The organism is Simonsiella muelleri ATCC 29453, assembly GCF_002951835.1.
Classification (GTDB): Bacteria; Pseudomonadota; Gammaproteobacteria; order Burkholderiales; family Neisseriaceae; genus Simonsiella; species Simonsiella muelleri.
In genome coordinates, this window is the sequence record NZ_CP019448.1 from 1476552 (window position 1) to 1501019 (window position 24468).

General features: G+C 40.7%; 26 protein-coding genes, 2 tRNA genes, 3 rRNA genes and 2 pseudogenes. 14 read left to right on the forward strand and 19 right to left on the reverse strand.

Annotated features, from left to right (window positions below; genetic code table 11):
- The first annotated feature begins 224 nt into the window (after window positions 1-224).
- The 10 genes and pseudogenes from erpA to BWP33_RS07265 form a co-directional block, all read left to right on the forward strand.
- Entirely contained in the window at window positions 225-563 is a 339-nt protein-coding gene (gene erpA / locus BWP33_RS07220; RefSeq protein ID WP_002642443.1) for an iron-sulfur cluster insertion protein ErpA, read from the forward strand.
- Between the two features lie 144 nt (window positions 564-707).
- Window positions 708-2309: a YdgA family protein gene (locus tag BWP33_RS07225; protein ID WP_002642442.1), complete on the forward strand. Its 1602-nt coding sequence runs from the start codon at window positions 708-710 to the stop codon at window positions 2307-2309.
- Window positions 2310-2538: 229 nt separating this feature from the next.
- Window positions 2539-3015, forward strand: a complete 477-nt coding sequence (locus BWP33_RS07230; protein WP_002642441.1) for a type IV pilin protein — start codon at window positions 2539-2541, stop codon at window positions 3013-3015.
- A gap of 591 nt (window positions 3016-3606) precedes the next feature.
- Window positions 3607-5149: ribosomal RNA gene (locus BWP33_RS07235) — 16S ribosomal RNA — on the forward strand.
- A gap of 103 nt (window positions 5150-5252) precedes the next feature.
- Window positions 5253-5329, forward strand: a tRNA-Ile gene (locus tag BWP33_RS07240).
- 10 nt (window positions 5330-5339) lie between these two features.
- Window positions 5340-5415: transfer RNA gene (locus BWP33_RS07245), tRNA-Ala, on the forward strand.
- A gap of 489 nt (window positions 5416-5904) precedes the next feature.
- Window positions 5905-8792 (forward strand): 23S ribosomal RNA (locus BWP33_RS07250).
- 162 nt (window positions 8793-8954) lie between these two features.
- Window positions 8955-9066: ribosomal RNA gene (rrf, locus tag BWP33_RS07255) — 5S ribosomal RNA — on the forward strand.
- Together the 16S, 23S and 5S rRNA genes with 2 tRNA genes alongside form the textbook arrangement of a ribosomal RNA operon.
- An 83-nt stretch (window positions 9067-9149) precedes the next feature.
- A pseudogene (locus tag BWP33_RS12990) lies at window positions 9150-9306 on the forward strand (pantetheine-phosphate adenylyltransferase); the annotation flags it as partial.
- Between the two features lie 77 nt (window positions 9307-9383).
- Window positions 9384-9803: pseudogene (locus BWP33_RS07265) on the forward strand (IS5 family transposase); the annotation flags it as partial.
- A gap of 182 nt (window positions 9804-9985) precedes the next feature.
- Here BWP33_RS07265 and BWP33_RS07270 read toward each other — a convergent pair.
- The 11 genes from BWP33_RS07270 to BWP33_RS07315 all read right to left on the reverse strand — a co-directional run bounded on the left by BWP33_RS07270 (window position 9986) and on the right by BWP33_RS07315 (window position 18241).
- The gene (locus tag BWP33_RS07270) at window positions 9986-11029 is read right to left on the reverse strand and encodes a tyrosine-type recombinase/integrase (RefSeq protein WP_104930346.1); all 1044 of its coding nucleotides are present in this window, start codon (window positions 11027-11029) and stop codon (window positions 9986-9988) included.
- A 96-nt stretch (window positions 11030-11125) separates the two neighbouring features.
- Complete coding sequence (locus BWP33_RS12995; RefSeq protein ID WP_104930347.1) at window positions 11126-12001, reverse strand: BRO-N domain-containing protein; 876 nt, start codon at window positions 11999-12001, stop codon at window positions 11126-11128.
- Window positions 12002-12346: 345 nt separating this feature from the next.
- Window positions 12347-12766 (reverse strand): KilA-N domain-containing protein, encoded by a 420-nt coding sequence (locus tag BWP33_RS07280; RefSeq protein ID WP_002643131.1) that lies wholly within the window; start codon window positions 12764-12766, stop codon window positions 12347-12349.
- A 274-nt stretch (window positions 12767-13040) separates the two neighbouring features.
- Entirely contained in the window at window positions 13041-13253 is a 213-nt protein-coding gene (locus tag BWP33_RS07285) for a DUF4224 domain-containing protein (protein ID WP_051010368.1), read from the reverse strand.
- A gap of 11 nt (window positions 13254-13264) precedes the next feature.
- Window positions 13265-14323, reverse strand: a complete 1059-nt coding sequence (locus BWP33_RS13000) for a hypothetical protein (RefSeq protein WP_224451210.1) — start codon at window positions 14321-14323, stop codon at window positions 13265-13267.
- A 52-nt stretch (window positions 14324-14375) separates the two neighbouring features.
- A complete protein-coding gene (locus BWP33_RS07295; RefSeq protein ID WP_002643118.1) occupies window positions 14376-15410 on the reverse strand; it encodes a coiled-coil domain-containing protein in 1035 nt (344 codons plus the stop codon).
- A gap of 14 nt (window positions 15411-15424) precedes the next feature.
- Entirely contained in the window at window positions 15425-16336 is a 912-nt protein-coding gene (locus BWP33_RS07300) for a recombinase RecT (RefSeq protein WP_002643117.1), read from the reverse strand.
- Window positions 16337-16392: 56 nt separating this feature from the next.
- Window positions 16393-17202, reverse strand: coding sequence for a PD-(D/E)XK nuclease-like domain-containing protein (locus tag BWP33_RS07305; protein ID WP_002643116.1), 810 nt, complete (start codon window positions 17200-17202; stop codon window positions 16393-16395).
- 199 nt (window positions 17203-17401) lie between these two features.
- The gene (locus BWP33_RS12420) at window positions 17402-17545 is read right to left on the reverse strand and encodes a hypothetical protein (protein ID WP_155999579.1); all 144 of its coding nucleotides are present in this window, start codon (window positions 17543-17545) and stop codon (window positions 17402-17404) included.
- The gene (locus BWP33_RS07310) at window positions 17542-17853 is read right to left on the reverse strand and encodes a hypothetical protein (RefSeq protein ID WP_104930348.1); all 312 of its coding nucleotides are present in this window, start codon (window positions 17851-17853) and stop codon (window positions 17542-17544) included. The genes BWP33_RS12420 and BWP33_RS07310 overlap by 4 nt, the downstream gene beginning before the upstream one ends.
- Window positions 17854-17941: 88 nt before the next feature.
- Window positions 17942-18241 carry a hypothetical protein gene (locus BWP33_RS07315; protein WP_002643114.1) on the reverse strand — a complete coding sequence of 100 codons (300 nt, stop codon included), beginning with the start codon at window positions 18239-18241 and terminating at the stop codon, window positions 17942-17944.
- 212 nt (window positions 18242-18453) lie between these two features.
- On the opposite strand from BWP33_RS07315, the gene BWP33_RS07320 reads away from it, so the two are divergent.
- On the forward strand, window positions 18454-18951 hold the full coding sequence (locus BWP33_RS07320; protein ID WP_002642203.1) for a DUF488 domain-containing protein: 498 nt from the start codon (window positions 18454-18456) through the stop codon (window positions 18949-18951).
- A 14-nt stretch (window positions 18952-18965) separates the two neighbouring features.
- Here the strand turns inward: BWP33_RS07320 and BWP33_RS07325 are convergent, their stop codons facing one another.
- The 8 genes from BWP33_RS07325 to BWP33_RS07360 form a co-directional block, all read right to left on the reverse strand.
- Window positions 18966-19322, reverse strand: coding sequence for an STAS-like domain-containing protein (locus tag BWP33_RS07325; protein ID WP_104930349.1), 357 nt, complete (start codon window positions 19320-19322; stop codon window positions 18966-18968).
- Between the two features lie 69 nt (window positions 19323-19391).
- Entirely contained in the window at window positions 19392-19799 is a 408-nt protein-coding gene (locus BWP33_RS07330) for a hypothetical protein (protein WP_104930350.1), read from the reverse strand.
- A gap of 58 nt (window positions 19800-19857) precedes the next feature.
- Window positions 19858-20259 carry a DUF1828 domain-containing protein gene (locus BWP33_RS07335; protein ID WP_104930351.1) on the reverse strand — a complete coding sequence of 134 codons (402 nt, stop codon included), beginning with the start codon at window positions 20257-20259 and terminating at the stop codon, window positions 19858-19860.
- 80 nt (window positions 20260-20339) lie between these two features.
- A complete protein-coding gene (locus BWP33_RS07340; protein WP_002643127.1) occupies window positions 20340-21152 on the reverse strand; it encodes a DUF3037 domain-containing protein in 813 nt (270 codons plus the stop codon).
- Between the two features lie 2 nt (window positions 21153-21154).
- On the reverse strand, window positions 21155-21868 hold the full coding sequence (locus tag BWP33_RS07345; RefSeq protein ID WP_002643128.1) for a HipA family kinase: 714 nt from the start codon (window positions 21866-21868) through the stop codon (window positions 21155-21157).
- Between the two features lie 3 nt (window positions 21869-21871).
- Window positions 21872-22177: a S24 family peptidase gene (locus BWP33_RS07350; RefSeq protein WP_158666823.1), complete on the reverse strand. Its 306-nt coding sequence runs from the start codon at window positions 22175-22177 to the stop codon at window positions 21872-21874.
- 5 nt (window positions 22178-22182) lie between these two features.
- The gene (locus BWP33_RS07355; RefSeq protein WP_002641156.1) at window positions 22183-22938 is read right to left on the reverse strand and encodes an IS5 family transposase; all 756 of its coding nucleotides are present in this window, start codon (window positions 22936-22938) and stop codon (window positions 22183-22185) included.
- 65 nt (window positions 22939-23003) lie between these two features.
- The gene (locus BWP33_RS07360) at window positions 23004-23270 is read right to left on the reverse strand and encodes a helix-turn-helix domain-containing protein (RefSeq protein WP_104930352.1); all 267 of its coding nucleotides are present in this window, start codon (window positions 23268-23270) and stop codon (window positions 23004-23006) included.
- 126 nt (window positions 23271-23396) lie between these two features.
- Between BWP33_RS07360 and BWP33_RS07365 the strand changes: the two genes are divergently transcribed.
- The 3 genes from BWP33_RS07365 (at window position 23397) to BWP33_RS07375 (ending at window position 24400) form a co-directional block, all read left to right on the forward strand.
- The gene (locus BWP33_RS07365) at window positions 23397-23648 is read left to right on the forward strand and encodes a transcriptional regulator (protein WP_104930353.1); all 252 of its coding nucleotides are present in this window, start codon (window positions 23397-23399) and stop codon (window positions 23646-23648) included.
- A gap of 114 nt (window positions 23649-23762) precedes the next feature.
- Complete coding sequence (locus BWP33_RS07370) at window positions 23763-24029, forward strand: helix-turn-helix domain-containing protein (protein ID WP_104930354.1); 267 nt, start codon at window positions 23763-23765, stop codon at window positions 24027-24029.
- Window positions 24026-24400 (forward strand): replication protein, encoded by a 375-nt coding sequence (locus tag BWP33_RS07375; RefSeq protein ID WP_104930355.1) that lies wholly within the window; start codon window positions 24026-24028, stop codon window positions 24398-24400. The genes BWP33_RS07370 and BWP33_RS07375 overlap by 4 nt, the downstream gene beginning before the upstream one ends.
- Window positions 24401-24468: the final 68 nt, after the last annotated feature.

A 24468-nucleotide genomic window follows, 5' to 3' on the forward strand; every position in this document is an offset into this window, starting at 1 on the left:
AATTATTTTTCAGGCAGCCTGAAACTTTTTTCTGGTCGTTTAAAATTAAAAATACGACTGCATTGTTTGCTCTGTTAATTGTACTGTGTGTACACCGCGGTTCGGTTGCCTTGTCTTATTTTTATTATAATCATCAAGATAGGCTGCCTGAAAAATGAATTACTTGATTTTTTTAAAGCTGCCCTTATACTCTATTAAACATTCACACATAAGGAATATAAAAAATGTCGGACGAATCTCCTATTATTTTTACTGATGCTTGCTGCGTAAAAGTTGCTGATTTAATTGCTGAAGAAAATAACCCTAATTTGATGTTACGTGTTTTTGTGAACGGTGGCGGTTGCTCTGGTTTTCAATATGGTTTCACATTTGATGAAATCAAAAATGATGACGATTTTGAAATTGAAAAAAATGGTTTGAAATTCCTTGTTGACCCAATGAGTTATCAATATTTAGTCGGTGCGGAAATTGACTACACCGAAAGTTTGCAAGGTTCACAATTTGTCATTCGCAATCCAAACGCAGAAACCACTTGTGGTTGTGGTTCATCTTTTTCGGTTTAAAGGTTTAAAGGTTTAAAGTTTAAATCGGAACAAATATCGAATATATTGGTAGAATATGCTTTAGGCAGCCTGAAAACTTTTTTCAGGCTGCCTTTAATGGTATATAATTGCGCGTTTAATTAACCTAATTATTTTATTTACATTATGAAAAAAATATTGATTGGCGGAGCTGTTCCCGTAATTTTGGCGGCCTTTTTGGGTACGCCTTACTACTTTGGCATTAAAGCGCAACAAAGTTTAGAAGAGCAGCATAAAATTTTATCTGACACATTCTTTTTTGATGTGGTTTCACACAATTATGAACGTGGCTGGTTCAGTGCGACCGAAACCACAGTCATTCGTTTTCATCCCGCTTTACTGACTAATTTATCTGGGCAGATTCCCGCCAACATCAAAACCGTATTAGATAAGCCAATTACCATTGTGAATCATGTCAAACACGGTTTATTTGCTGATGGTTTCACGCCAGTACGTGCATCGGTTACCAGTGAATTTCAATACGACCCCGAAGTTCAAAAGGTTTTATCGCGCTTTTTCAATGATAAAGTTCCCGTTACCATGAAAAATACTATTTATTTGAATGGTAGCGGTAAATTAGAAACCAATGTTTCACCATTTGAATACGAAGAATTATCGGGCATCAAATTGGACTGGAAAGGTATGCAGTCGCAAGTAGATTACCAAAGTGGCTTTAAATCATACACCAGTCAATATCAAATCCCTTTATTAAAAGCTGTTTTAGCGGATAAAGGCGATATTGCTTTAGAAGATTTGTCCATTAAAACTCATACCCAAGAAGGTAAAACAGGCGTGGATTTGGGCAGTACAGATGTTAAATTAGGTAAATTCAGCATTGCGTGGAAAGAAAATATTGATTACAACTTCCGAATCAATGAATTAATTAATATGGTTACTGATTTACAAATCGGTGCATTCATCAATCCAACAGGCACCATTGCACCATCTAATATTAATGTGGAAAAATTGTCTTATCAAGCACAAACCACTGAAAAAGATGAGCAATTTGTGGATAGTGAAGGGCATTTTACGTTTGAAAAACTTAATTACGGTACTGAACAATACGGTCCTTTAGATGTGAACATCAGTGCGGAACATTTAGATGGTAAAAGCCTGACTGCCTTGAAAAAACGTTGGGAGCAGATTTCTACCGATAAAATTCCTGAAGGGCAAGCGCAAGACATGATTTTGGAAGCTGTTCGCAAGGAAGGTGCAGATTTGTTTGTGCATAATCCTGTTTTCAAAATTAAAAGTTTTAATTTTACTGCGCCATCTGGCTATATTAAAGTGAATGGCGATGTACAATTTAACGGTTTGCAGAAAAATGATTTGAATGATTTCAATATGTTATTGAAAAAAATGCGTGCCAATGTGAACTTTGATGTATCTAATCAATTGCTGGAACAATTTGCGATTAGTCAAGCGCGAGGCTTGTTTGCCACGGATGACGCCAGTGCAAGTGCGACCAATCCAGATCCAAAAGCATTGGAAGATGTAAACGAAACCATTCGCTTAATGGTGGCGGGTACTGTGAAGAGTTTAGCAGAAGATGGTTATGTTAAGCAAAGTAATAATACTATTCAAACCAATGTATTGCTGGAAAATAATCAAGTGAAATTGAATGGTAAACCATTTACCATTCAGCCTGACGAAGACATTTTGGCAGACATTGAAGCAGATGATTCGCCAAGTAGTGCATCGGTACCGGCCACGCAATCTGCAAAATAATAACTGATTGAATGAATGAAAATACACGATTTACTAATGTAAATTGTGTATTTTTTAGTGGATTGCTTATTTTTGTCTTGGAAATACGCATCAGAGTACATAACTTAATCATATTTCTTTTGAGATTTGACGATTTTTTTGTAAGATTTAATTTTGCAAGAGAATTGTCAGTTATCCTTAATATTGATTGTGCTGAAAATTAATTAATAATTTAACTAAAGGAATTTAAATGAAAAAACAGGTGGGTTTTGGTTTGGTAGAGATGATGTTTACGGTGGGTATCATGGGAATTTTAGTGGCATGGGCATTGCCGAATTATTTTGAGTATATTCGCAAAAGTCGGAGATATGATGCGCAGCGGATGATGATGAACAACGCAAAATTTATGGAGCAATTTTACAGTCGCAAATATAGTTTTAAGCAAAATAGTACGACTTGGCCAACGTTTCCTGAAGATGAGAAGTTGTATACTGGGTCAAAGACAGGGCATTTTTGCATTAAAATGCAAGGTAATCCTAGAGGTGTGAAAGGCGACCATTATACGATGAAAGCAGTGGCATTTGATAAGAAAGCTGATGCTGGTTCATTGATTTTAAATGAAGATTTTCAGTTAATGATATGTGAGAACAGTAGCAGTACTTGTGATGATTCAGTATTTTTCAAAGGGGATTCTGCTCGTACGGATAAAAATTGTCGTTTTTTATGAAACGATATTTTTCAGGCAGCCTGAAACCTTTGCTAAACCTCATTTTAGGTGTATGTCTTTGCGATGTTACTCTCTAACTAATTGAAAGTATTTCAATATTATCTGAATATGATGTGATGCTATCACTTTAAATATTCCTTAATATGAAGATTTTGCAAAGGTTTTGGTTTGTCTGGTTTTGATATGGAGAGGGTAGTATGGTGTCTTGCTGTCATACTTTTGGGTTTTATTTTTTTTGAGTGTTTAAAAACTGCGATTATGTTGAGATTAAATACTATTAAGAAACAATGTAGTTATTAATTTTGAGGGGAATATTTGTTTATTTTTTGTTGACGGTTTTTGGGTATAGGCGTATAGTTCGGTTCTTCGCTGCTACGGCGGTTGAGTTAGTCAAAACGAATTAGTTTACTGGTTTATTTGGCTGAGTACAAGGATTATTTGAAGCTCTTTAAAATTACAGAATACCGATAAGTGTGAGTGCCTGATGGTCTCACACTGCAAGAAAAAACAGACAAGATTGTAATAGGTGCTGAGCCGATTACTCTTTGTTGGTTTCTTTGAAGCAGACCAGAAGTTATTAAGTTAGAGATTGAACATAAGAGTTTGATCCTGGCTCAGATTGAACGCTGGCGGCATGCTTTACACATGCAAGTCGGACGGCAGCGGGGTAGTGCTTGCATTACTGCCGGCGAGTGGCGAACGGGTGAGTATAATATTGGAACGTACCGAGTAATGGGGGATAACTATCCGAAAGGATGGCTAATACCGCATACGTCCTGAGGGAGAAAGCGGGGGACAGGCAACTGCCTCGCGTTATTTGAGCGGCCAATATCGGATTAGCTAGTTGGTGGGGTAAAGGCTTACCAAGGCGACGATCCGTAGCGGGTCTGAGAGGATGATCCGCCACACTGGGACTGAGACACGGCCCAGACTCCTACGGGAGGCAGCAGTGGGGAATTTTGGACAATGGGGGGAACCCTGATCCAGCCATGTCGCGTGTATGAAGAAGGCCTTAGGGTTGTAAAGTACTTTTGTTAGGGAAGAAAAGGCATTTGCTAATATCAGATGCTGATGACGGTACCTAAAGAATAAGCACCGGCTAACTACGTGCCAGCAGCCGCGGTAATACGTAGGGTGCGAGCGTTAATCGGAATTACTGGGCGTAAAGCGAGCGCAGACGGTTACTTAAGCAAGATGTGAAATCCCCGAGCTCAACTTGGGAACTGCGTTTTGAACTGGGTAGCTAGAGTGTGTCAGAGGGGGGTAGAATTCCACGTGTAGCAGTGAAATGCGTAGAGATGTGGAGGAATACCGATGGCGAAGGCAGCCCCCTGGGATAGCACTGACGTTCATGCTCGAAAGCGTGGGTAGCAAACAGGATTAGATACCCTGGTAGTCCACGCCCTAAACGATGTCAATTAGCTGTTGGGGCACTAGATGCCTTAGTAGCGAAGCTAACGCGTGAAATTGACCGCCTGGGGAGTACGGTCGCAAGATTAAAACTCAAAGGAATTGACGGGGACCCGCACAAGCGGTGGATGATGTGGATTAATTCGATGCAACGCGAAGAACCTTACCTGGTCTTGACATGTACGGAATCTCTCAGAGACGGGAGAGTGCCTTCGGGAGCCGTAACACAGGTGCTGCATGGCTGTCGTCAGCTCGTGTCGTGAGATGTTGGGTTAAGTCCCGCAACGAGCGCAACCCTTGTCATTAGTTGCCATCATTTGGTTGGGCACTCTAATGAGACTGCCGGTGACAAACCGGAGGAAGGTGGGGATGACGTCAAGTCCTCATGGCCCTTATGACCAGGGCTTCACACGTCATACAATGGTCGGTACAGAGGGTAGCCAAGCCGCGAGGTGGAGCCAATCCCAAAAAACCGATCGTAGTCCGGATTGCACTCTGCAACTCGAGTGCATGAAGTCGGAATCGCTAGTAATCGCAGGTCAGCATACTGCGGTGAATACGTTCCCGGGTCTTGTACACACCGCCCGTCACACCATGGGAGTGGGGGATACCAGAAGTAGGTAGAATAACCGCGAGGAGTTCGCTTACCACGGTATGCTTCATGACTGGGGTGAAGTCGTAACAAGGTAGCCGTAGGGGAACCTGCGGCTGGATCACCTCCTTTCTAGAGAAAAGAAGAGATTGTTAGGTACTCACACTTATCGGTATACTGAATTGAGATGCGAAGAGCAAGAATGCGAAGAGCAAAAGAATAGAGACGACTTAATGGGTTTGTAGCTCAGGTGGTTAGAGCACACGCTTGATAAGCGTGGGGTCGTAGGTTCAAGTCCTACCAGACCCACCAAGACCTAATTGGGGGCATAGCTCAGTTGGTAGAGCACCTGCTTTGCAAGCAGGGGGTCATCGGTTCGATCCCGTTTGCCTCCACCAAATATTTAGAGGTAGAACCAAATATTTAGAAGTCAAATATTTAGAAGTAGAGCTGAACAGTAGAATTTAAAAGTAGAAATTTCAAATTAAAGTGAGTTTGTGGAAGTTGTTTACGAAGAAGTTGTTTACTAGATAGTTTTATAACTTACTTTTTATAACTTACTTTAATTTGCGATTTAAGAAACGCATTGATCTTTAACAAATTGGAAAGCCGAAATCAACAAACAAAGACAATGTTGATTTGTTTAGAATGCTGTTTGATGCAACAAGTAGTGTTCACATTTCAGGCAGCCTGAAAAGGTATTGGTACTGAAAGAAGAAATAAGCAAATCATAAGAATTTGGGTGATGATTGTATCAATTGTTCTTGAAAGACAAAAGGCAAGAACAATACACAACAAAGCAGTAAGCTTTGTCAGATTAGAGAATCTAAGTAATGCTGGCAGTCAACGCCAGTATCTACGAAGTCAGAAGGTTCTTCAAATGATAGAGTCAAGTGAATAAGTGCATCAGGTGGATGCCTTGGCGATGATAGGCGAAGAAGGACGTGTAAGCCTGCGAAAAGCGCGGTGGAGCTGGCAAAAAAGCATTGATACCGCGATGTCCGAATGGGGAAACCCACACAGCAATGTGTATCCTAATCTGAATACATAGGATTAGAGAAGCGAACCTGGAGAACTGAACCATCTAAGTACCCAGAGGAAAAGAAATCAACCGAGATTCCGCAAGTAGTGGCGAGCGAACGCGGAGTAGCCTGTATATGATAATTATTGAGATAGAAGAAAGAATTGGAAACTTCTGCCATAGTGGGTGATAGCCCCGTATTTGAAATCTCAATGATGGTACTAAGTATACGAGAAGTAGGGCGGGACACGAGAAATCCTGTCTGAATATGGGGGGACCATCCTCCAAGGCTAAATACTCATCATCGACCGATAGTGAACCAGTACCGTGAGGGAAAGGCGAAAAGAACCCTGGGAGGGGAGTGAAATAGAACCTGAAACCTGATGCATACAAACAGTGGGAGCACCGTTAAGGTGTGACTGCGTACCTTTTGTATAATGGGTCAACGACTTACATTCAGTAGCGAGCTTAACCGAGTAGGGGAGGCGTAGGGAAACCGAGTCTTAATAGGGCGACTAGTTGCTGGGTGTAGACCCGAAACCGAGTGATCTATCCATGGCCAGGATGAAGGTGCGGTAAAACGCATTGGAGGTCCGAACCCACGCATGTTGCAAAATGCGGGGATGAGCTGTGGATAGGGGTGAAAGGCTAAACAAACTCGGAGATAGCTGGTTCTCCCCGAAAACTATTTAGGTAGTGCCTCGAGTATGAGACTGATGGGGGTAAAGCACTGTTATGGCTAGGGGGTTATTGCAACTTACCAACCCATGGCAAACTCAGAATACCATCAAGTTGCTCCTCGGGAGACAGACATCGGGTGCTAACGTCCGGTGTCAAGAGGGAAACAACCCAGACCGCCAGCTAAGGTCCCAAATGATAGATTAAGTGGTAAACGAAGTGGGAAGGCACAGACAGCCAGGATGTTGGCTTAGAAGCAGCCATCATTTAAAGAAAGCGTAATAGCTCACTGGTCGAGTCTTCCTGCGCGGAAGATGTAACGGGGCTCAAATCTATAACCGAAGCTGCGGATATACTTTTAGTATATGGTAGGGGAGCGTTCTGTAAGCCTGAGAAGGTGATTCGTAAGGATTGTTGGAGGTATCAGAAGTGCGAATGTTGACATGAGTAGCGATAAAACGGGTGAAAAGCCCGTTCGCCGAAAGCCCAAGGTTTCCTACGCAACGTTCATCGGCGTAGGGTGAGTCGGCTCCTAAGGCGAGGCAGAAATGCGTAGTCGATGGGAAACGGGTTAATATTCCCGTACTTTGATTCAATGCGATGTGGGGACGGAGAAGGTTAGGTTAGCAAACTGTTGGAATAGTTTGTTTAAGCCAGTAGGTGGAAAGAGTAGGCAAATCCGCTCTTTCTTAACACCGAGACGTGATGACGAGTGTCTACGGACATGAAGTGACCAATACCACGCTTCCAGGAAAAGCCACTAAGCTTCAGTTGAATCAGAACCGTACCGCAAACCGACACAGGTGGGCAGGATGAGAATTCTAAGGCGCTTGAGAGAACTCGGGAGAAGGAACTCGGCAAATTGATACCGTAACTTCGGGAGAAGGTATGCCCTCTAATGTTAAGGACTTGCTCCGTAAGCATCTGAGGGTCGCAGAGAATAGGTGGCTGCGACTGTTTATTAAAAACACAGCACTCTGCTAACACGAAAGTGGACGTATAGGGTGTGACGCCTGCCCGGTGCTGGAAGGTTAATTGAAGATGTGCAAGCATCGGATCGAAGCCCCAGTAAACGGCGGCCGTAACTATAACGGTCCTAAGGTAGCGAAATTCCTTGTCGGGTAAGTTCCGACCCGCACGAATGGCGTAACGATGGCCACACTGTCTCCTCCCGAGACTCAGCGAAGTTGAAATGGTTGTGAAGATGCAATCTCCCCGCTGCTAGACGGAAAGACCCCGTGAACCTTTACTGTAGCTTTGCATTGGACTTTGAAGTCACTTGTGTAGGATAGGTGGGAGGCTTAGAAGCAGAGACGCCAGTCTCTGTGGAGCCGTCCTTGAAATACCACCCTGGTGTCTTTGAGGTTCTAACCCAGACCCGTCATCCGGGTCGGGGACAGTGCATGGTAGGCAGTTTGACTGGGGCGGTCTCCTCCCAAAGAGTAACGGAGGAGTTCGAAGGTTACCTAGGTCCGGTCGGAAATCGGACTGATAGTGCAATGGCAAAAGGTAGCTTAACTGCGAGACCGACAAGTCGAGCAGGTGCGAAAGCAGGACATAGTGATCCGGTGGTTCTGAATGGAAGGGCCATCGCTCAACGGATAAAAGGTACTCCGGGGATAACAGGCTGATTCCGCCCAAGAGTCCATATCGACGGCGGAGTTTGGCACCTCGATGTCGGCTCATCACATCCTGGGGCTGTAGTCGGTCCCAAGGGTATGGCTGTTCGCCATTTAAAGTGGTACGTGAGCTGGGTTTAAAACGTCGTGAGACAGTTTGGTCCCTATCTGCAGTGGGCGTTGGAAGTTTGACGGGGGCTGCTCCTAGTACGAGAGGACCGGAGTGGACGAACCTCTGGTGTACCGGTTGTTTCGCCAGAAGCATAGCCGGGTAGCTAAGTTCGGAAGAGATAAGCGCTGAAAGCATCTAAGCGCGAAACTCGCCTGAAGATGAGACTTCCCTTGTGGTTTAACCACACTAAAGAGTCGTTCGAGACCAGGACGTTGATAGGTGGGGTGTGGAAGCGCGGTAACGCGTGAAGCTAACCCATACTAATTGCTCGTGAGGCTTGACTCTATCATTTGAAGGACTTTGGAAGAAATAGAAATACCAAAGCACAAAGATAAAGCTTACTGATGAATACACTTCATCACTCAAAAAATCAGTTGATTAAAGAATAAATAGGGTAAGAAAAATTAAAATTATCTTACCAACGGCTTACCAATTTGACAGTTTATGTTTGGCGACCATAGCGGTTTGGTCCCACTCCTTCCCATCTCGAACAGGACAGTGAAACAAACCAGCGCCGATGATAGTATAGTTCCTATGCGAAAGTAGGTCATCGCCAAACTCTTTATTCAAAAATCCCTTAGCCAATCTATGTTGTGTGCTAAGGGATTTTGCTTTTTAGAATTAATTCAAGATTGGGTAAATATGATTCAACCAATACATAGAAAAGCAGTATATGCTGGTAGTTTTGACCCTCCCACTAATGGTCATCTTTGTTGGTATTAATCCCAATAAGCACAGTACTTATTCCATTGAAGAACGTCAAGAAATGCTCCAAAGAATTACCGCTAATTTTCTTAATAGGGGCTATTGACAATTCAAAAAAAGAGGCAAAGGATTTAAGATATTGTTTCCACGCAACCATCCCAAACCTTTGCCATGTCCCGAAACACGCTTACAAATGAAACATGGTCAAGACTGTTGCCTATTTTGAAACAGCTTGGCATTTATCGCAAGAAAAATTTACGCAAAACAGTAGAAGGTATCCTGTTTCGCTTACGTACAGGCTGCCAATGGGCTGATATACCTAGTTATTTTGGTAAAGCAAACAGCCTTTACCAAAGTTTCAATCGCTGGTCTAAACGCGGTATTTTTACCAAATTATTTAAACATTTGGCAGATACACCCGATATGGAATGGGTCTTTATGGACGGTAGCCATATCCGCGTTCATCAACACGGTATGGGTAAACAATCCATTACGCATCAAGCTGTTGGTAAGAGTATCGGTGGTCATACGTCTAAAATTCATTTAGCGGTTGATGCTTGTGGTAATCCAATTGAATTTATCATTACAGCTGTTATAGACAAATAAAATAATCCAAAATTACTCATTGATTTTAAATAGAAATAATTTAATACATTGCTAAGATGTTCCGCAAAAAATGAGACGTTCCGCAAAACTGCAAATTGAAACAGCATAGTAAACCGCATTTAACAGCGAACTACTCGGAAATTCCGAATAGTTCGCCAAGTCCGCAATTATTTCTTTTTCTTATTAAATGGCTTTTGAACTTTGACTTGCCTAATATAGCGGTTTGTCATATTTGTACTGGTGTGTCCAAGCAACTCTCGCGCGGTCTCTTTGTCGTTTTGCAAATACGCATCAGTCGCCGCCTTAGCTCTCAAATCGCGAAATTGAAAATTTCTCAACTCTTCTTCAAGCTCTGGACGTTCTTGCATAATTTGCTTTCTCAAATTTAAAAACCAATTCGTTATTAAATGGCGACTCAATGGCTTGCCGTGCTTGTTTAAAAACAAAAAACCATTTTCAGGCGCAATTCTGTCAATGATTTCTTTCAGGCTGCCTGAAATCTCAAATCGCAAACGCGCCGAAGTTTTCGCTTGCTTAATATTCAAAATGCCATCACTAATTTGACTGGTGTGCAAACTACAAATATCAATAGGTCGTTGTCCTGTCAAAAGTGCAATATCCATTAAATCTCGCATCTGTTGGTCTGCGTGTTCATACACTACATCAAATAATTTGTCATTGATGTAATTGTCGCGCTTCTCAATTTTGTTTTTTTTCACGCCTTTGACTGGATTTTTCTTTTCAAAATCAATGTAGTCGCTCTTTTGCGCGTGTTCAAAAATAGCCGAAAAAAAAGCAATTTCAACATTAGCAGACGATGGCGCACTGCTTCGCCATGCCAAAAATCTATTCAAATGTTGAGGCGTGATTTCATGCAACGGCGCATCTTTGGGTGTGCTGAAAAATGTTTTTAATGATTTGATTGAATTTTTCACGCCATTGATGGTGTTGACTTTTCCTTTGGGTTCAATGACTTCTGAAAAATATTTGTCTGCTGCTTGCGAAAAAGTAATGCTTTGGCTAGGCGAAATTTTCTCAATGTTGATTTCCGCCCATTTTTTTACTGCGACAAAATATTCTGTGCCTAGCGAGATTTCTACGCGCTTCCCATTTTGGGAAACTTCGCCAAAATAATAGATGACAATTTTTCCGTTCTTCCGTTGGCGTTTTCGCGCTCTCATGCCACTGGGTAGGTTGTTGGGTGCTTTCATGTGCTTATGCTGTTGTTGATTTTGTGATAAAAATAGCACAAATCCAAGCTGTTTGTCTTGAATTTGTGCTGTTAGGCTGCCAAATGTACGCTGGTCTTACATCATCAAAGAGTAATCATGCAGTAAACTCATTGCATCGGTTACATCTTGTTTAATATTTGGTTTGAAAACAAATAAATAACCTGTTTGGTTTGGATTGGTTGAGGAAGAGAAAGCAAGTGAATCCGCTAATGATTTTGCTTCTTTGCTATTTGGGTTATTACACATTAATTCTTGAATTTTCAGATAATGGTCTGCGTAAAAAGCCATTTTTGCCAAATGTGCAAAATAATCGTGTGGCAATTTTGGATTTTGCTGTTTATCCAATTTATCCAACACTTCGCCAGTCAAGGCTTGATTTTGCTCCACTGCCACTCGCGCCATCAAACTCAACACTTCGGGATAATGTTCGGAGGCAACTTCTTTGTACGACACGCCAAATTTTGATTTAACGCTGCTCCACAATTGAATCGCTAACTTGGCTTGTTTTTCTTTGGGTGCCGTTTGGACTAATTCACGATGGAATTTTTTAATCTCGTCTTGCTGTTCTAAAGTTAAGCCGTTGGGCAGTGCGGTTTTGGTTTTCAGGCTGCCTGAAGTTTGATAGCTGCCTGTTTTGCGGATTGTGGGTAAAACATCTTCCATTACCCATTCTTCAAATGCTTCGGCTTCAGGTTTGCGTGATTTAATAATTAAGCGATAGAGATTAGGTTCATTGATATAGGTCATTTCTTGATTACCGCTTTCGGTGGGGGTGTCGCGTTTTGCTACACCCTTTAATTTACAATGTTTAGAAACAGCATCACGCGGATTGACATAACCCAAAACACCGCAAACGTCATTGGCTAAAAACCAAAATTCACCTTTTTCATCAGCGATGGTACGGATTGAATGATTTTCAGAAAATTTGAAAGTTGAGATTTGATTATTCATTTTCGTTTCCTTAGGAAAGGTCTTAAGAAACACCCAAAATGGGTGGAGGTTGTCCTACACAAAACGAATGTGTTGGGTCGTTACCGATACCCACAACCCCCAAAAACTTAAATTTTGTTGCAACAACACACAAGAAAAGGCAACAAAATAGAGAATTTTGAAGATAAAAAATGCGCTGATTGGCGCACGCAATCGTTTTGTTAGGAAGCTCAATATTACTGCTATTGTTTAAAACAGTCAAATTTATTTCAAAAAAGCAGTTCTCAAATTTGAGCACTGAAAATAAATCAATTACTTACATCATTAACGAAACATTTAGGCAATAAAAAATCCGCACGCGACGGATTATGGGTTAGGTGCCGTTTGGACTAATTCACGATGGAATTTTTTAATCTCGTCTTGCTGTTCTAAAGTTAAGCCGTTGGGCAGTGCGGTTTTGGTTTTCAGCGCATCGGGTTTCAGGCTGCCTGAAAGTGAATTTAAAAAGTGCTGAATCACTTGTAAACTGAAAGCTGGAGAAATCCACATCGCATAATGAATAACCAATTCCTTGCAAACAAATGTGCCAAGTCCTTGTTTTTTAAGGATAGCAGGATTTCCTGCTTTTTCACATTCAACAATAAAATCAATAGTTTGTTTATTTTCAGACCAAAGATTAGGTTTATGGCGATTTTCTCCACCTGACGCTTTATGTAAATCGTTTAAAGAAAATAAACCGTTGATTTGACGGATTGAAGTATTGCAGATTGAAATTTGATTTTGCATTTTAATGCTCCAGTGAAATTTAATAAAATCGCTGCTTATTCTGCTAAAAATAGGCGTGGCGATACTTCGGGTTAGCAGACTGTTTCACTGGGTAACAGCACATCTTACGATGTCCCAAAGTACCGCCACATAAACTGGACGTACTTAAAATGCAATAAAGAAACCGCATGAAAGCGACTCTATTGCCAGTGATAGAAACAGGCTGCTAAACCTGTGCTACGATTGAGTAGCTTTTTTTAGCATATCCCATTTCTGTTTCTTTGGCAAGTTTTTTTCACAAGGCAGGTTGCCAACCTTGTGTTTTGGGTGGCTTGGCTTTCGCGCTGCCATCAACCACGCTGCGGCTGACTATCGGGCGATTGGTGGCATTAATGAAAAACGGAATGCCCATTTTTTTAAGCTGCTGAATTTGCTTCGTTTTTCTTTTAAATCCCGTGAGTTGATGCACTTCTTCTGCATTCAGAAACAAATCTACATTCATCATCATCTACTCCATTTTTAATCGTCCCAACCGCCTGTAATGCCTTTTTCATTAACGCATTGCTCAAAGGCTTCAGCAGCAGCACGCACCACTTTGCTGTATGTGATTTTGTTTTCAGATTCTGCTTTATCGCAAAATTCATCAAGGCTGCCTGAAAAACAACCAGCTCTAATTTTAATGCCCTCGGTATGCACAATAATCACAACTTGCCTGCCCAGACCGTCTACATTTCCCATTGTCATTAAATCACGACATTTCACACCTTCAATCGTTAATTTTTTGCCAAATTTCAAACCATTACCCAATTTGTTTGATTTGCCCAAAGTGCAGTTGTCGCCCAGCTTGGTGTAATCGCCAAGCGTGTTTGATTCGCCCAAAGTGCAGTTGTCGCCCAGCTTGGTGTAATCGCCAAGCGTGTTGAAATCGCCAAATGTATTTTCATCGCCCAGCTTGGTGTAATCGCCAAGCGTGTTGAAATCGCCAAATGTATTTTCATCGCCCAGCTTATTTTTATCGCCTAACTTGTTGCCATCACCCAGCTCATTTTCATCGCCCAGCTCGTTGAAATCGCCTAGCTTGTTGCCATCGCCGAACTTATTGCCACCGCCGAACGTATTTTCATCGCTGAACGTGTTGAAATCGCCTAACTTGTTGCCATTGCCGAACGTGTTTTCATTTCCGAACGTATTTTCACTGTCTAGCTCATTTTCATCGCCCAGCTCATTGCCATCGCCGAACGTGTTTTTATCGCCTAGCTTGTTTTTATAGCCCAACCTGTTGAAATTGCCTAGCTTGTTTCCATTGCCGAACTTGTTGAAGTCGTCAAACGCATTTTTATTGCCCAGCTCGTTAAAATTGCCGAATGTGTTGGCATCAATGAATACATTGTCATTGCCTAGCTTGTTGCCATCTCCGAACGTGTTCTCATTACCAAACGCATTGTCATTGCCTAGCTCGTTGAAGTTGTTAAACGTATTTTCATTGCCCAGCTCGTTTTCATTGCCTAGTACATTCCCATCGCCCAGCGTGTTTTTATCGCCTAGCTTGTTTTCATGACCAAAGTATTTGTTACTCATTTTCTTTTCCTTGTTTGTGTTAAAAAATAGTTTCAGGCTGCCTGAATGTTGGTTAATAACAAATTTTCAAATGTGGCACTTCGCCATTTTGAAGTTTGAGCAAAAAAGCTTTTGCTGCGGTTTCTTCAATTTCACACGAAATCATCACGTTGTAAATTTCACGGTTGATTTGTCGTTTATATTCAATATCTTGAGCGCGTTTGGCTTCTGCTTCTTGAATTTCGCGTTGCTCCGCTTCAATCCGCATTCGTTCAGCTTCGGCTGCTGCTTTCTTTTCAACTTCCATGCGTTCTTGCATGGCTTGTTTCTCTCGCTCGGCGGCTTCTGCTTTCATTTGCGCTTCAATTTTTGCACGTTCAGCTAATTCGCGTTCTGCTTGTGCTTTGGCTTCCGCTTCACGTTTGGCTTTTTCGGCGGCTTCAGCTGCAATTTTTGCTTCATATTCAGCTTTTTCGCGTGCTGCTTTTTCCGCTTCCAATCGGGCAATTTCAGCTTGTTGAGCTTCGTATTGCTCGGCTGCCTGAATGTGCTGCTCCAATTGATTTAAGGCATCTTTGGCAGCAGCCTGAATATCTGCATTATCGGATTGAATCCGTTGGCTAATTTTTTCAAAGTCTTCACGCAGCTGAATACTGTTTTTACGGTTGCCGTTTTCATCAATTGCTTGTGATAGTGTTTTGATAAGGGCTTTTTCAGCTTCAAGCGCAGCTTCTTCTGCTTTTTTAGCTTCTTCCCATTCGGTTACTGGTTTGCGGATTTCATCACGCAGCGCATCTAAGCTATCGCGCACATTTTTGCGATTGTCATCAACAATTTTAATTTTCGCTTTTGCATCTTCTACTAAACTTTTCCCTGTATCATCAATGGAAACTTTGGCACTCGCCACAGTACGCGCCAATGATGAAAGAGCAGTACGATTTTTCTTGATGTTAATATCGCCCGATAATTCAACAGCTTGTGCTTTGGCTTGTTGGGTAATTTGGTTGATGATTTCTTGCAAGCCATTTTCTTGGCTAAAAGCCGCCATATATACAGCTTGTTCTACTTCAACGCCTTGATATAAAGCGATTTGAGTGTTGGTTGTCATAATATTTCCTTACTTTAAAGTAATAATCCGTCTGTTTGGATTGATTCGGTTGATGATTCGGTTGATGTTGCATCTTTAAAATCTGCTTCGGCTTCTTTAATGCCTGCTGATTTGCTTTCCTGTTCAACTTCAAATACTTCTGCGCTGTTGTCAGGATAGCTGTATGCGGCATCAATCACGTTATCGCTTTCGGGGATTTGCTGGATAACAGATTGGTCAGCAAGTGTGGCTCGTTGCAATTCAATACTCATCGGTGCGTATTTTGAAAGCAGTTGTTTCATCACGGTTTTTTTCGCCATTTCATCAAAATTATCTTTCCATACGCCGTAGCCTTTACGATAAGTTTGACTGTATCGTGATGCGTGAGACTGAATTTCTTCAACCGTCATAAAGACTTCAGCAATGAAACCATTGATTAATTCCATATACGCATAAAATCCTGCTGGTGCTTCGGTCTTTTTCGGTAAAACATCAAAATCAAATTCATAGCCTTTAATTGGGTTGCGGCTGATAATTTGTTCTGCGTAGATTTCTGTTGTTACCAAGCGTTTGATTTGCCCACTTCTCATCGCAAGTTGAATTAAGCCTTTGTAACCGATTTGAAATTGTGCTTCGGTTACGCCTGCTTTGTTGTTGCGAAATGGCACGATATAAGCAAAACCCAGTGCGTTGTTAATTGGTAAGTTCAACGTGGCAGCAACAATGGCAGCACTGATAACGGTATTAGGTTCAGCTTGCTGTAACATCGAATTGCTGTTGCAAATTTGAATCAGGCTGGCGCAAAAGCTGCCTGTATTTTTGCCAATAATTTCTTCCAAACGTTTAATGATGTTTGGACTGGCAAGCATCGCTTTCAAATCGCGTGGCGCGGTTTGGGTTTGTAAATTGCCTTTGGCGGCGGCTTTTAATGCAGTGGTGTTTGTCATGATATTTAGCCTTTCAGTTATGCGCGAAATACACGGCTTTCGCTCGTTTTAATAAATTAATAAAAAGCCCACGCTGGCAGCGATAAGGTTTCAATTCCTTGGTTATAGGCTTGCCATTGATGACTTTGTTTTGCTTGATGAAAAGTAAGCAAATCTCGCTGATATAATTCACGACCCAATTCAATCGCAGCATTATTTAAGTCATAAACGCCAACTGCATATGGCGGCTCTTTCTCAATCGCTACAAAAATAAAACGTTCAGGATAAATCCCAGTAGCTTGATAGAAACCTTGCATATAAAAGGCTGCCTGAACGTGGTAGCGATAATTAGCCATACTTTTAGCAAATCCTTTTGGGCTAGCATCTTGCGTGGTTTTCAAATCAACAATAATGTTGTATTGTTCATTCAAAAAGTCAGGACGACAGCGACAAAGTTCACTTGTGTTTTCATCTTGCCAAAAGATAGACACCTCCGACTCGCCCACTTTGAGTAATTCGCTGGCTGCTGGGTGGTTTTGTACGCTTTGTGCCATCGCTTGAATTTTTTCAAAATCTTCATTTTTAATGATAATTTTGCCATCTTCTTGCCACGCTTCTAATTGCGCTTTTCCGTCTTTCGTGCGGCTATTGAATGCTTCAGGTAAAACGATATAGTCGTTTTGGAAGTTTTGAGGCAACAGAATGTAGTCATGCAATGCGCTTCCAAACTCCAATACGGCGGTGCGTTTGCCTTTGCCTTGCAAGTAAGCCTGATAATGAGCTGGACTAATGGCAATTTTGTCTAACCCACTTTTGCTAATGGCTTCATGGGCGTGATAATCAGCGTTGCTGATGCCACGTAAAATCGTGTTTAATGCGAAATTCATTAACATTGCCTTGCTGTTGAAAAAAATCCCAAACTGAAACGGTCTTTGGTAAAACCGTTTGGATTTGAAATTTCTGAATGTTCAATCTCAATCTAAATTCAAATATTCCAAAATGGCTAATTGCTCTAAATCCATCTCGGCTAACGTGTCGGGTGGCAACACAAATTCATCAAATTCATCATCATTCATGCTGCCTGCCTCACATTAAGTCTTTGCATAATTTGATTAAATTGAATTTGTAAGCAACCAACGTTACCGTCAAACACACCAAAATCCCAAACAAAAACGCCAAGCCTACCAATTGCCAAACATTCAATTGAAAAGTAATCACTTGTTCCATCATTCAACCTTTTCTTTAAAAACGTCAAAATTATTTAAAAATGCTTCCGCGATTTTCTCTACTGCGTTGAGAAATTCATCTACCGTTTCATCGTTAATGAAACTCAAACTCCAAGACCGAATCTCAATGTGAAAACGAACAAATTCATAAGGTTTGATGTAAACAATCGCCCCTAACTGACTCATGAAACACTCAATCTCTTCAAGCCCTTTGCTTTTCGCTAACGCGGATAATTTCTCTTGAAGAATGAGATTTTTTTGCTCTTCTAATTTCTCTTGAAGAATGAAATTATTCTCTGCTGAAAAAGCCATTTTTCTTGCCTTTCATTATGTTGTTGTTGAAAAATTTGCTTATTTCAGGCAGCCTGAAACAAGACTGCCTGTGTTAAACAAACTTTTTTTATTGCCAATTTTTAAACCAGTAATCCAACTCATCTTGAGTGAATTCTTTTTGCCATTGAAGCGACTCAAAAAACCATTCACGCTGAAATGAAACATCATTTTTGAACTCAATTAATTCTTCTGAATCAAGCTGTTCTATCGCATCTTCCAATAACCAACCACTTACGGCTTTTTTAAATTCTTGTTCAATTGAATGCGCGATATTTTCCATGTGGTCTGTCCAACTCCAGCCGTAATATTCGTCAACAGCAGCGTCGCTAAAACCCCAATAACCATCGTTATAACCAATATTGCTCATCGTTTTTGCCTTGCGTTTTGTTGATGAGTGAAGTATAGTTTTACTTTACTTAATTGTAAATAATTTTTTTACAATAAATACAAAAATAATTGATTTTATTGAATTTAAAGTTTTGTATTAATTTACAACATACATAAAAAAAACCGCCACAAAGGGCGGTCTATAAATTTTTCCAATGCCAAAAATGCTTAAAGTAGAGTATTATTAGCTTTATGGATACTTTGACTCTTTATACTGTAGGCTATGAAGGCTTGAATATTGAACAGTTTTTATTGATGTTAGATAAATATGATATTGAAAAAATTATTGATATTCGCGAATGCCCGATTTCACGCAAAGCTGGTTTTTCTAAAAACGCGCTAAAAAACGTATTGGCAGCAAATGGCTTCGATTATACTCATTTAGCGGCTTTAGGTTGCCCAAAGCCTGTTCGCAATTGTTATAAACTCAATCATGATTGGGCGATTTATAAAAAAGGTTTTAAAGCATATTTGCAAACGCAAGATTTAGCACTGGACGAACTGCATAATTTGGCGCGTGAAAAGCGTTGCGCATTGCTGTGTTTTGAGGCAGACGCGCAATTTTGCCACCGTTCATTGGTTGGTGCAGAAATGATTCGCCGTTATGGCGTTGAGATAATTCACGCTGATGTTAAAGCCGCTAAAAATCAAACAATGAACCAGTTGCAGCCTGAACTTCTGTTTTCTTAAGGAAAGTTAGTTTTTTATTCAATATGACGCATCTCTTCTGCCCACTCAATTCTAGAACGAATCAGCTCCACAATACTGGGCAAATCATCATGACGATAGCTAAGTTTTTGCTGTAAATCATGCAAAGTAAACGCGCCACTTGAAATTAATCCGCCAAATGCTTCATCAATGAAAGAACGAGCATAACGATTGTAGCCTGTTAAATCTACAATTACGTAGTCGTATTGATGTAGTGCTGGCTCTAATAATTCCTTACGGAATCGTTCCCCTGTAGTGTCTTCTTCTCCTGCTTGCACTTCATTTGAATAACGACCATAAGGAGATTTGCTATAATCTTTTACAATTTTGATGGTTTTTTCATTTGTTGTCATGATGTTATCTGTTAATTAACTTAAATGCGCCTTAGGCACGCGCTGGGCGTGGGCGGTATGCCAGTGCATTCAACCGCCAATCATGCGTAGATTGAATTTTGGTAGCCATTTAGGAAATTTAAATGAAAGTGCCAACGCCAATTTTAGTGCATCGGATAACGCGGCATTTAATAAAGATAATTCGCCTTGCGCGGTAATTTCGCCATCATCATTAAATTGGGCAAAACGAATACCGTGTGTTTGATTAAGGTATTGCTGTTTGTTTTTATCCCATTTTGCGCCAAATTGCGCACTTTGTAGCCAGTGTTCCATATGGTCAGTTAAAGCAAAAGTATTGGGCGTGGGAAAAACAACAGTAAAAGCAATACACAATCCATCTTCACCAAAGGTGCAAGGCGATACAACACGCGCATATTGGTCATTGCTGTGTTGAATTGTCCAAGCAGATAATTTTGAGATAATTTCTTGGGTTTTCATGATGTTGCTTCTAAAAAGGTAGATTAAGTTGTTCTTGCGGTATGCTGTAAAGCGCGGATTAAATCCGCGCTTTATTCCACAAGCCTAAATCTGAAATGCGTGTTAGGGCTTGACCTAGTTTAAACACTGTTGCGGTTAGGTCTTTTTCAAGGCTGCGCGTGTAGATTTCGCCATTGTCAAAATATACGCCATTTTCATTGATGATTTGGTTTAATACTTCCGTTCTTGCACCTTTGAGTAGTTTTAAGTCGTTCTCGTAGCTTAAGCGCATGATGGTTGAGCCTTTATCGCTGATTTTAAAACTACCATCTACTTGTTTGGCAACGAAAATATTATAGCAATCTCCATCACGACCAACAAAAGGCAAGGCAACCTGAATTGAGCCGTCTGCTTTAATTCGGGTTTGGATAGATTGGCAAAAGCCAATACATAGGCTTTTTTCAATTTCTTCAGGTGTCATAAAATAAGTCCAAGTTATCTTCTGTTGGTGTGATGTTGTGTATATTGCAATTAAATTTAGTCATGTTATGGGCTCCTATTTTATCCGAAATGAACAGAGAATTTGTGAATAAAATCTAAATCATCTTGGCTTGTATGGGCGATACCGTGCTGTTTGAATTCACTCAATACTCTTTTAAGTGCTTGATTTTGACTGTTGCTAGGGTCATAGGCTGCTTTGTAGGGCAGTAAAATAGCGGTATCCTGATTTATCCAGCCAAAATCGCGCAAACGCTTAAAACGCGCTAACCAATTATCGGCTTTTCGGTAAATTTCAGAAGCATCTTTTTGTGCTAAATATAATGGCTTGATGATTTTGTGAACTTGTTTGCCTTGCTGTTGCACCAGTGGTAGTGAAACATGGTATTCATCATTGCCTAGTTTGGTTTCAATAAATGGAATGGGCGTGTGAAAACTTTTCACTATTTCTACAATTTGGCGCGTAAGCAGCTCTTCAGGCTGCTGTTTGGCAAAGCTGCAATGAATGTAGTAATCAAACAGGGTTTGTAATTGCGTGGCTTCATCGGCTGCCATACATACGCTAATGCCGTTGGTTTGCAATATGGTTTCGCGTGGTTGGGCTAGATGCTCTGTGGCTGCCTGAATTTGGCTCGGGGTGGCGTAATGCAAATTGTCTTGTACGCGTTTTAGCTCCATTTCAAACGCGATTAGGGATTGACGGAAGACTTCTGCATTAAAGTATTTGAAAAAATGGCTTAATCGGCTGTATCTGCTTTCTATTTTGTAATCAAAATAGCCTGTTTTGGGGCAGGCAGCAATAACGCCAATATTGGCAAATTCGCGTGTTTGCACATGTGGCATAAAGCGAATAATGGTGTATTGCATGGCTTTCATGTTCAGCTGCTCCATAGTGTGCCGTGTTGTAGGTGGTAAATTTGTTGTTCTATTTTGTGGTATGGATAATGAGTTGGCAAGTCCAGTTCCTCGTTTTTGTAATGCCATTCTGGTGGAATTTGAGATTTTGCGTGGTAGTACGCGGTTATGGCTGGCTGCAAAAATTGTTCCATGTGTTGTTGATATACAAAATCGTTTGCTAATTTTTGCGCGGCTGCCTGAAAAATATGCAGTTGGCAAAATTGGGCAGCCTGAAATTCATTATCAAAGGCTAGATTATGGTCGATTACAATCATTTTTTGCGTGTGTGGTTGGAAAAGTAGATTGGTGTTACCTTGGGTTCTATCCATGTTTTGAATAAACCAATCAAAAGCAACTAATTGTATTTGTTGTTTAAATGTGATTTTCTCAATATGCGCCATTTCCAACAAAACACAATGCGCCTGACTGCGTGAGGCAAAAACTGCACCTTTGCCAATATTGCGTTTAGGCGTTGGTAGTAGCTCTATCATTTCTTCTGTTACTTGTAGCAAGCAAAAAGGGGCAATTGGCAGTCCTACGGCTTGTGCCATATTGCCACATAGCCATTCGTTGATTTGGCTGATGCGTGTAGAACGTAATCCTTTAACGAAGTATTCTTCATCATCTACTAAGCAGCGATAGGGTTGTGAAAATCCCTGCTCTGCAATGTCTTGTATATCGGTAATGTAGCGCATGGGTTAATCTCTTACACGCCACTCAATCACACGCCCTACAATCTGCACGCTATCGCTGCTGACAATTACGCTTTCAAATTCGGGATTGTCGCAAACGATTTTCAGGCTGCCTGAAATTTGGCTGAAAATCTTCCGAATAAAAAAACGCTCGCCGCTTTGAATTTGGTAGATTTTGCCATCAATAATCGCGGTTTGGCTCGTGTCAATGGTTAGCTCGCTGCCCTGTGGAAAGGTCGGCAACATGGCATTGTCGGGCATAACGATTTTTTTTAGGCTGCCTGAATGCTTTTCGCTAGGGGCTAATGACATTTTAGCTATAATTTCAACCAAATCAAAGCACAAGCTAATGATACAGTACTTTCATAATTACGTTTTAATTTATCGTACCGTGTTGCCAGCGCACGAAAATGCTTTAATCGTGCAAAAGCGTTTTCTACCAAGTGCCTGATTTTATATAAATACCAATCTGTGCCCACATTAAGATGTTCTCTATTTTTCTTATATGGAATATTGGCTTTACTTTGTTTAGACTGAATTAACCGACGAAAAGTATCACTGTCAAAACCCCTATCAGCACACACGGTTTCATTATCACTTAAATCCAATTGTGCCAATAAATCAGGCGCAACAACAATATCATTTACATTACCAGCTGTAATGATAAATTCAATTGGATTACCACAAGCATCAACCGCTAAATGAATTTTAGACGTATGACCACCGATACTCTTACCAACAGCTTGATGCGTAATGGATTGTTTACCCATACCGTGTTGATGAACGCGGATATGGCTACCGTCCATAAAGACCCATTCCATATCGGGTGTATCTACCAAATGTTTGAATAATCGGGTAAAAATACCGCGTTTAGACCAGCGATTGAAACTTTGGTAAAGGCTGTTTGCTTTACCAAAATAACTAGGTATATCAGCCCATTGGCAGCCTGTACGTAAGCGAAATAGGATACCTTCTACTGTTTTGCGTAAATTTTTCTTGCGATAAATGCCAAGCTGTTTCAAAATAGGCAACAGTCTTGACCATGTTTCATTTGTAAGCGTGTTTCGGGACATGGCAAAGGTTTGGGATGGTTGCGTGGAAACAATATCTTAAATCCTTTGCCTCTTTTTTTGAATTGTCAATAGCCCCTAGGTAAAAAATTATTTTGTGTGGCAATGTTATGCCCTGTGCCTGTGTGGTTTTGAGAAATTTTAAAATCATGTAGCGGCAATTCCATGTTAGTAATTTGAGCTATTTTTAAAATATGCTCGAATGATGGATTGGTTCTACCTTTTTCCATGTTTGAAACATTTGCCTTTGTCATACCAAGTTCAAAACCAAGGGATTCTTGTGTCATCTTTGCAGATGTTCTTGCTTCTTTTACCCACTCTCCTAAATTTATCAATTTACTTCTCCAAGCGTTAAAAATGAAAATTGTAAAGTAATTTTATACAATAGTCGTTTTAAATTTCTTTACTTATTTGTAAAATAATAATATACTTTGTTTTATTGAGATTTACAGAAAGCATATATGAATAATGGAATTGAAAAAGCGATTGGGCTTTTCGGTTCACAAGCTGAATTTGCAAGAATTTTAGAGATTAAACGAATGAATATTCAGCATTGGAAACGCGGAAATGTTGAAGTACCAGTCAAACGCTGCGTTCAGATTGAAAAACTCACAGATGGCGTGGTAACGCGTCGAGATTTGCGTCCTGATGATTATTGGGAAATCTGGCCAGATTTGGCAAAAGATGAGACGCCTGAAAAGGCAACAGAATAAAGGAAACCCCCACGCGAACGCAGGGGCTTTATCAACAAAGCTGAAAGGCTTTCAGCAATTTTTCAGAGTAAGTCAAGAAAGCTAACAAAGCTAGCAAACTTAACGGAGAAAATTATGCAACAAATTGAAGAAAAAAGCAAGCCCTACCCATTTAAATTGGGCAGCCAAAACGACAGAATTTGCCAATATTTACTTAGCGGCAAACGCCTAAAAAATTACGAATTCCGCGAGAAATTCAACGTCTTAGCATACAACCAACGAATATCAGAAATCCGTCAACATGGTTTTGATGTTCATTGCGAACAAATCGGCGATTCAGGTGTTTGGGTGTACTGGATTCCCAAAATTTCAAAAACACAGCCATCAGGAGCAACAGAATGATTAATAACAAATTTATCCCAAACAGCTTTCAAGTACCTAATGCTGTTGTTGATGATTTGATGCGTGATTTGAAAGATGTGGAATTTCGCTGCTACATCAGCCTGATTCGCAAAACAACAGGCTGGAATAAAGAAAGTGATTATGTTTCCGTTTCACAATTCATGGAAATCACTGGCAAAGGAAAAACCGCCATCATCGCAGCAATGAAAAATTTACAACAATTTGGATTGGTCATTGAAGTTGCAAGAGCAAAAAATGGTATGAAATGTTTCGCGCTGGATATGGAAAAATTAACGCAATGGAGTTCAGAAAGTGAACCTCAACCGGTTCAAAAAGTGAACGGTTCAAAAAGTGAACGGTTCAAAAAGTGAACCAGTTCAAAAAGTGAACCAGTTCAAAAAGTGAACTGGGGCGGTTCAGAAAGTGAACCTCAACCGGT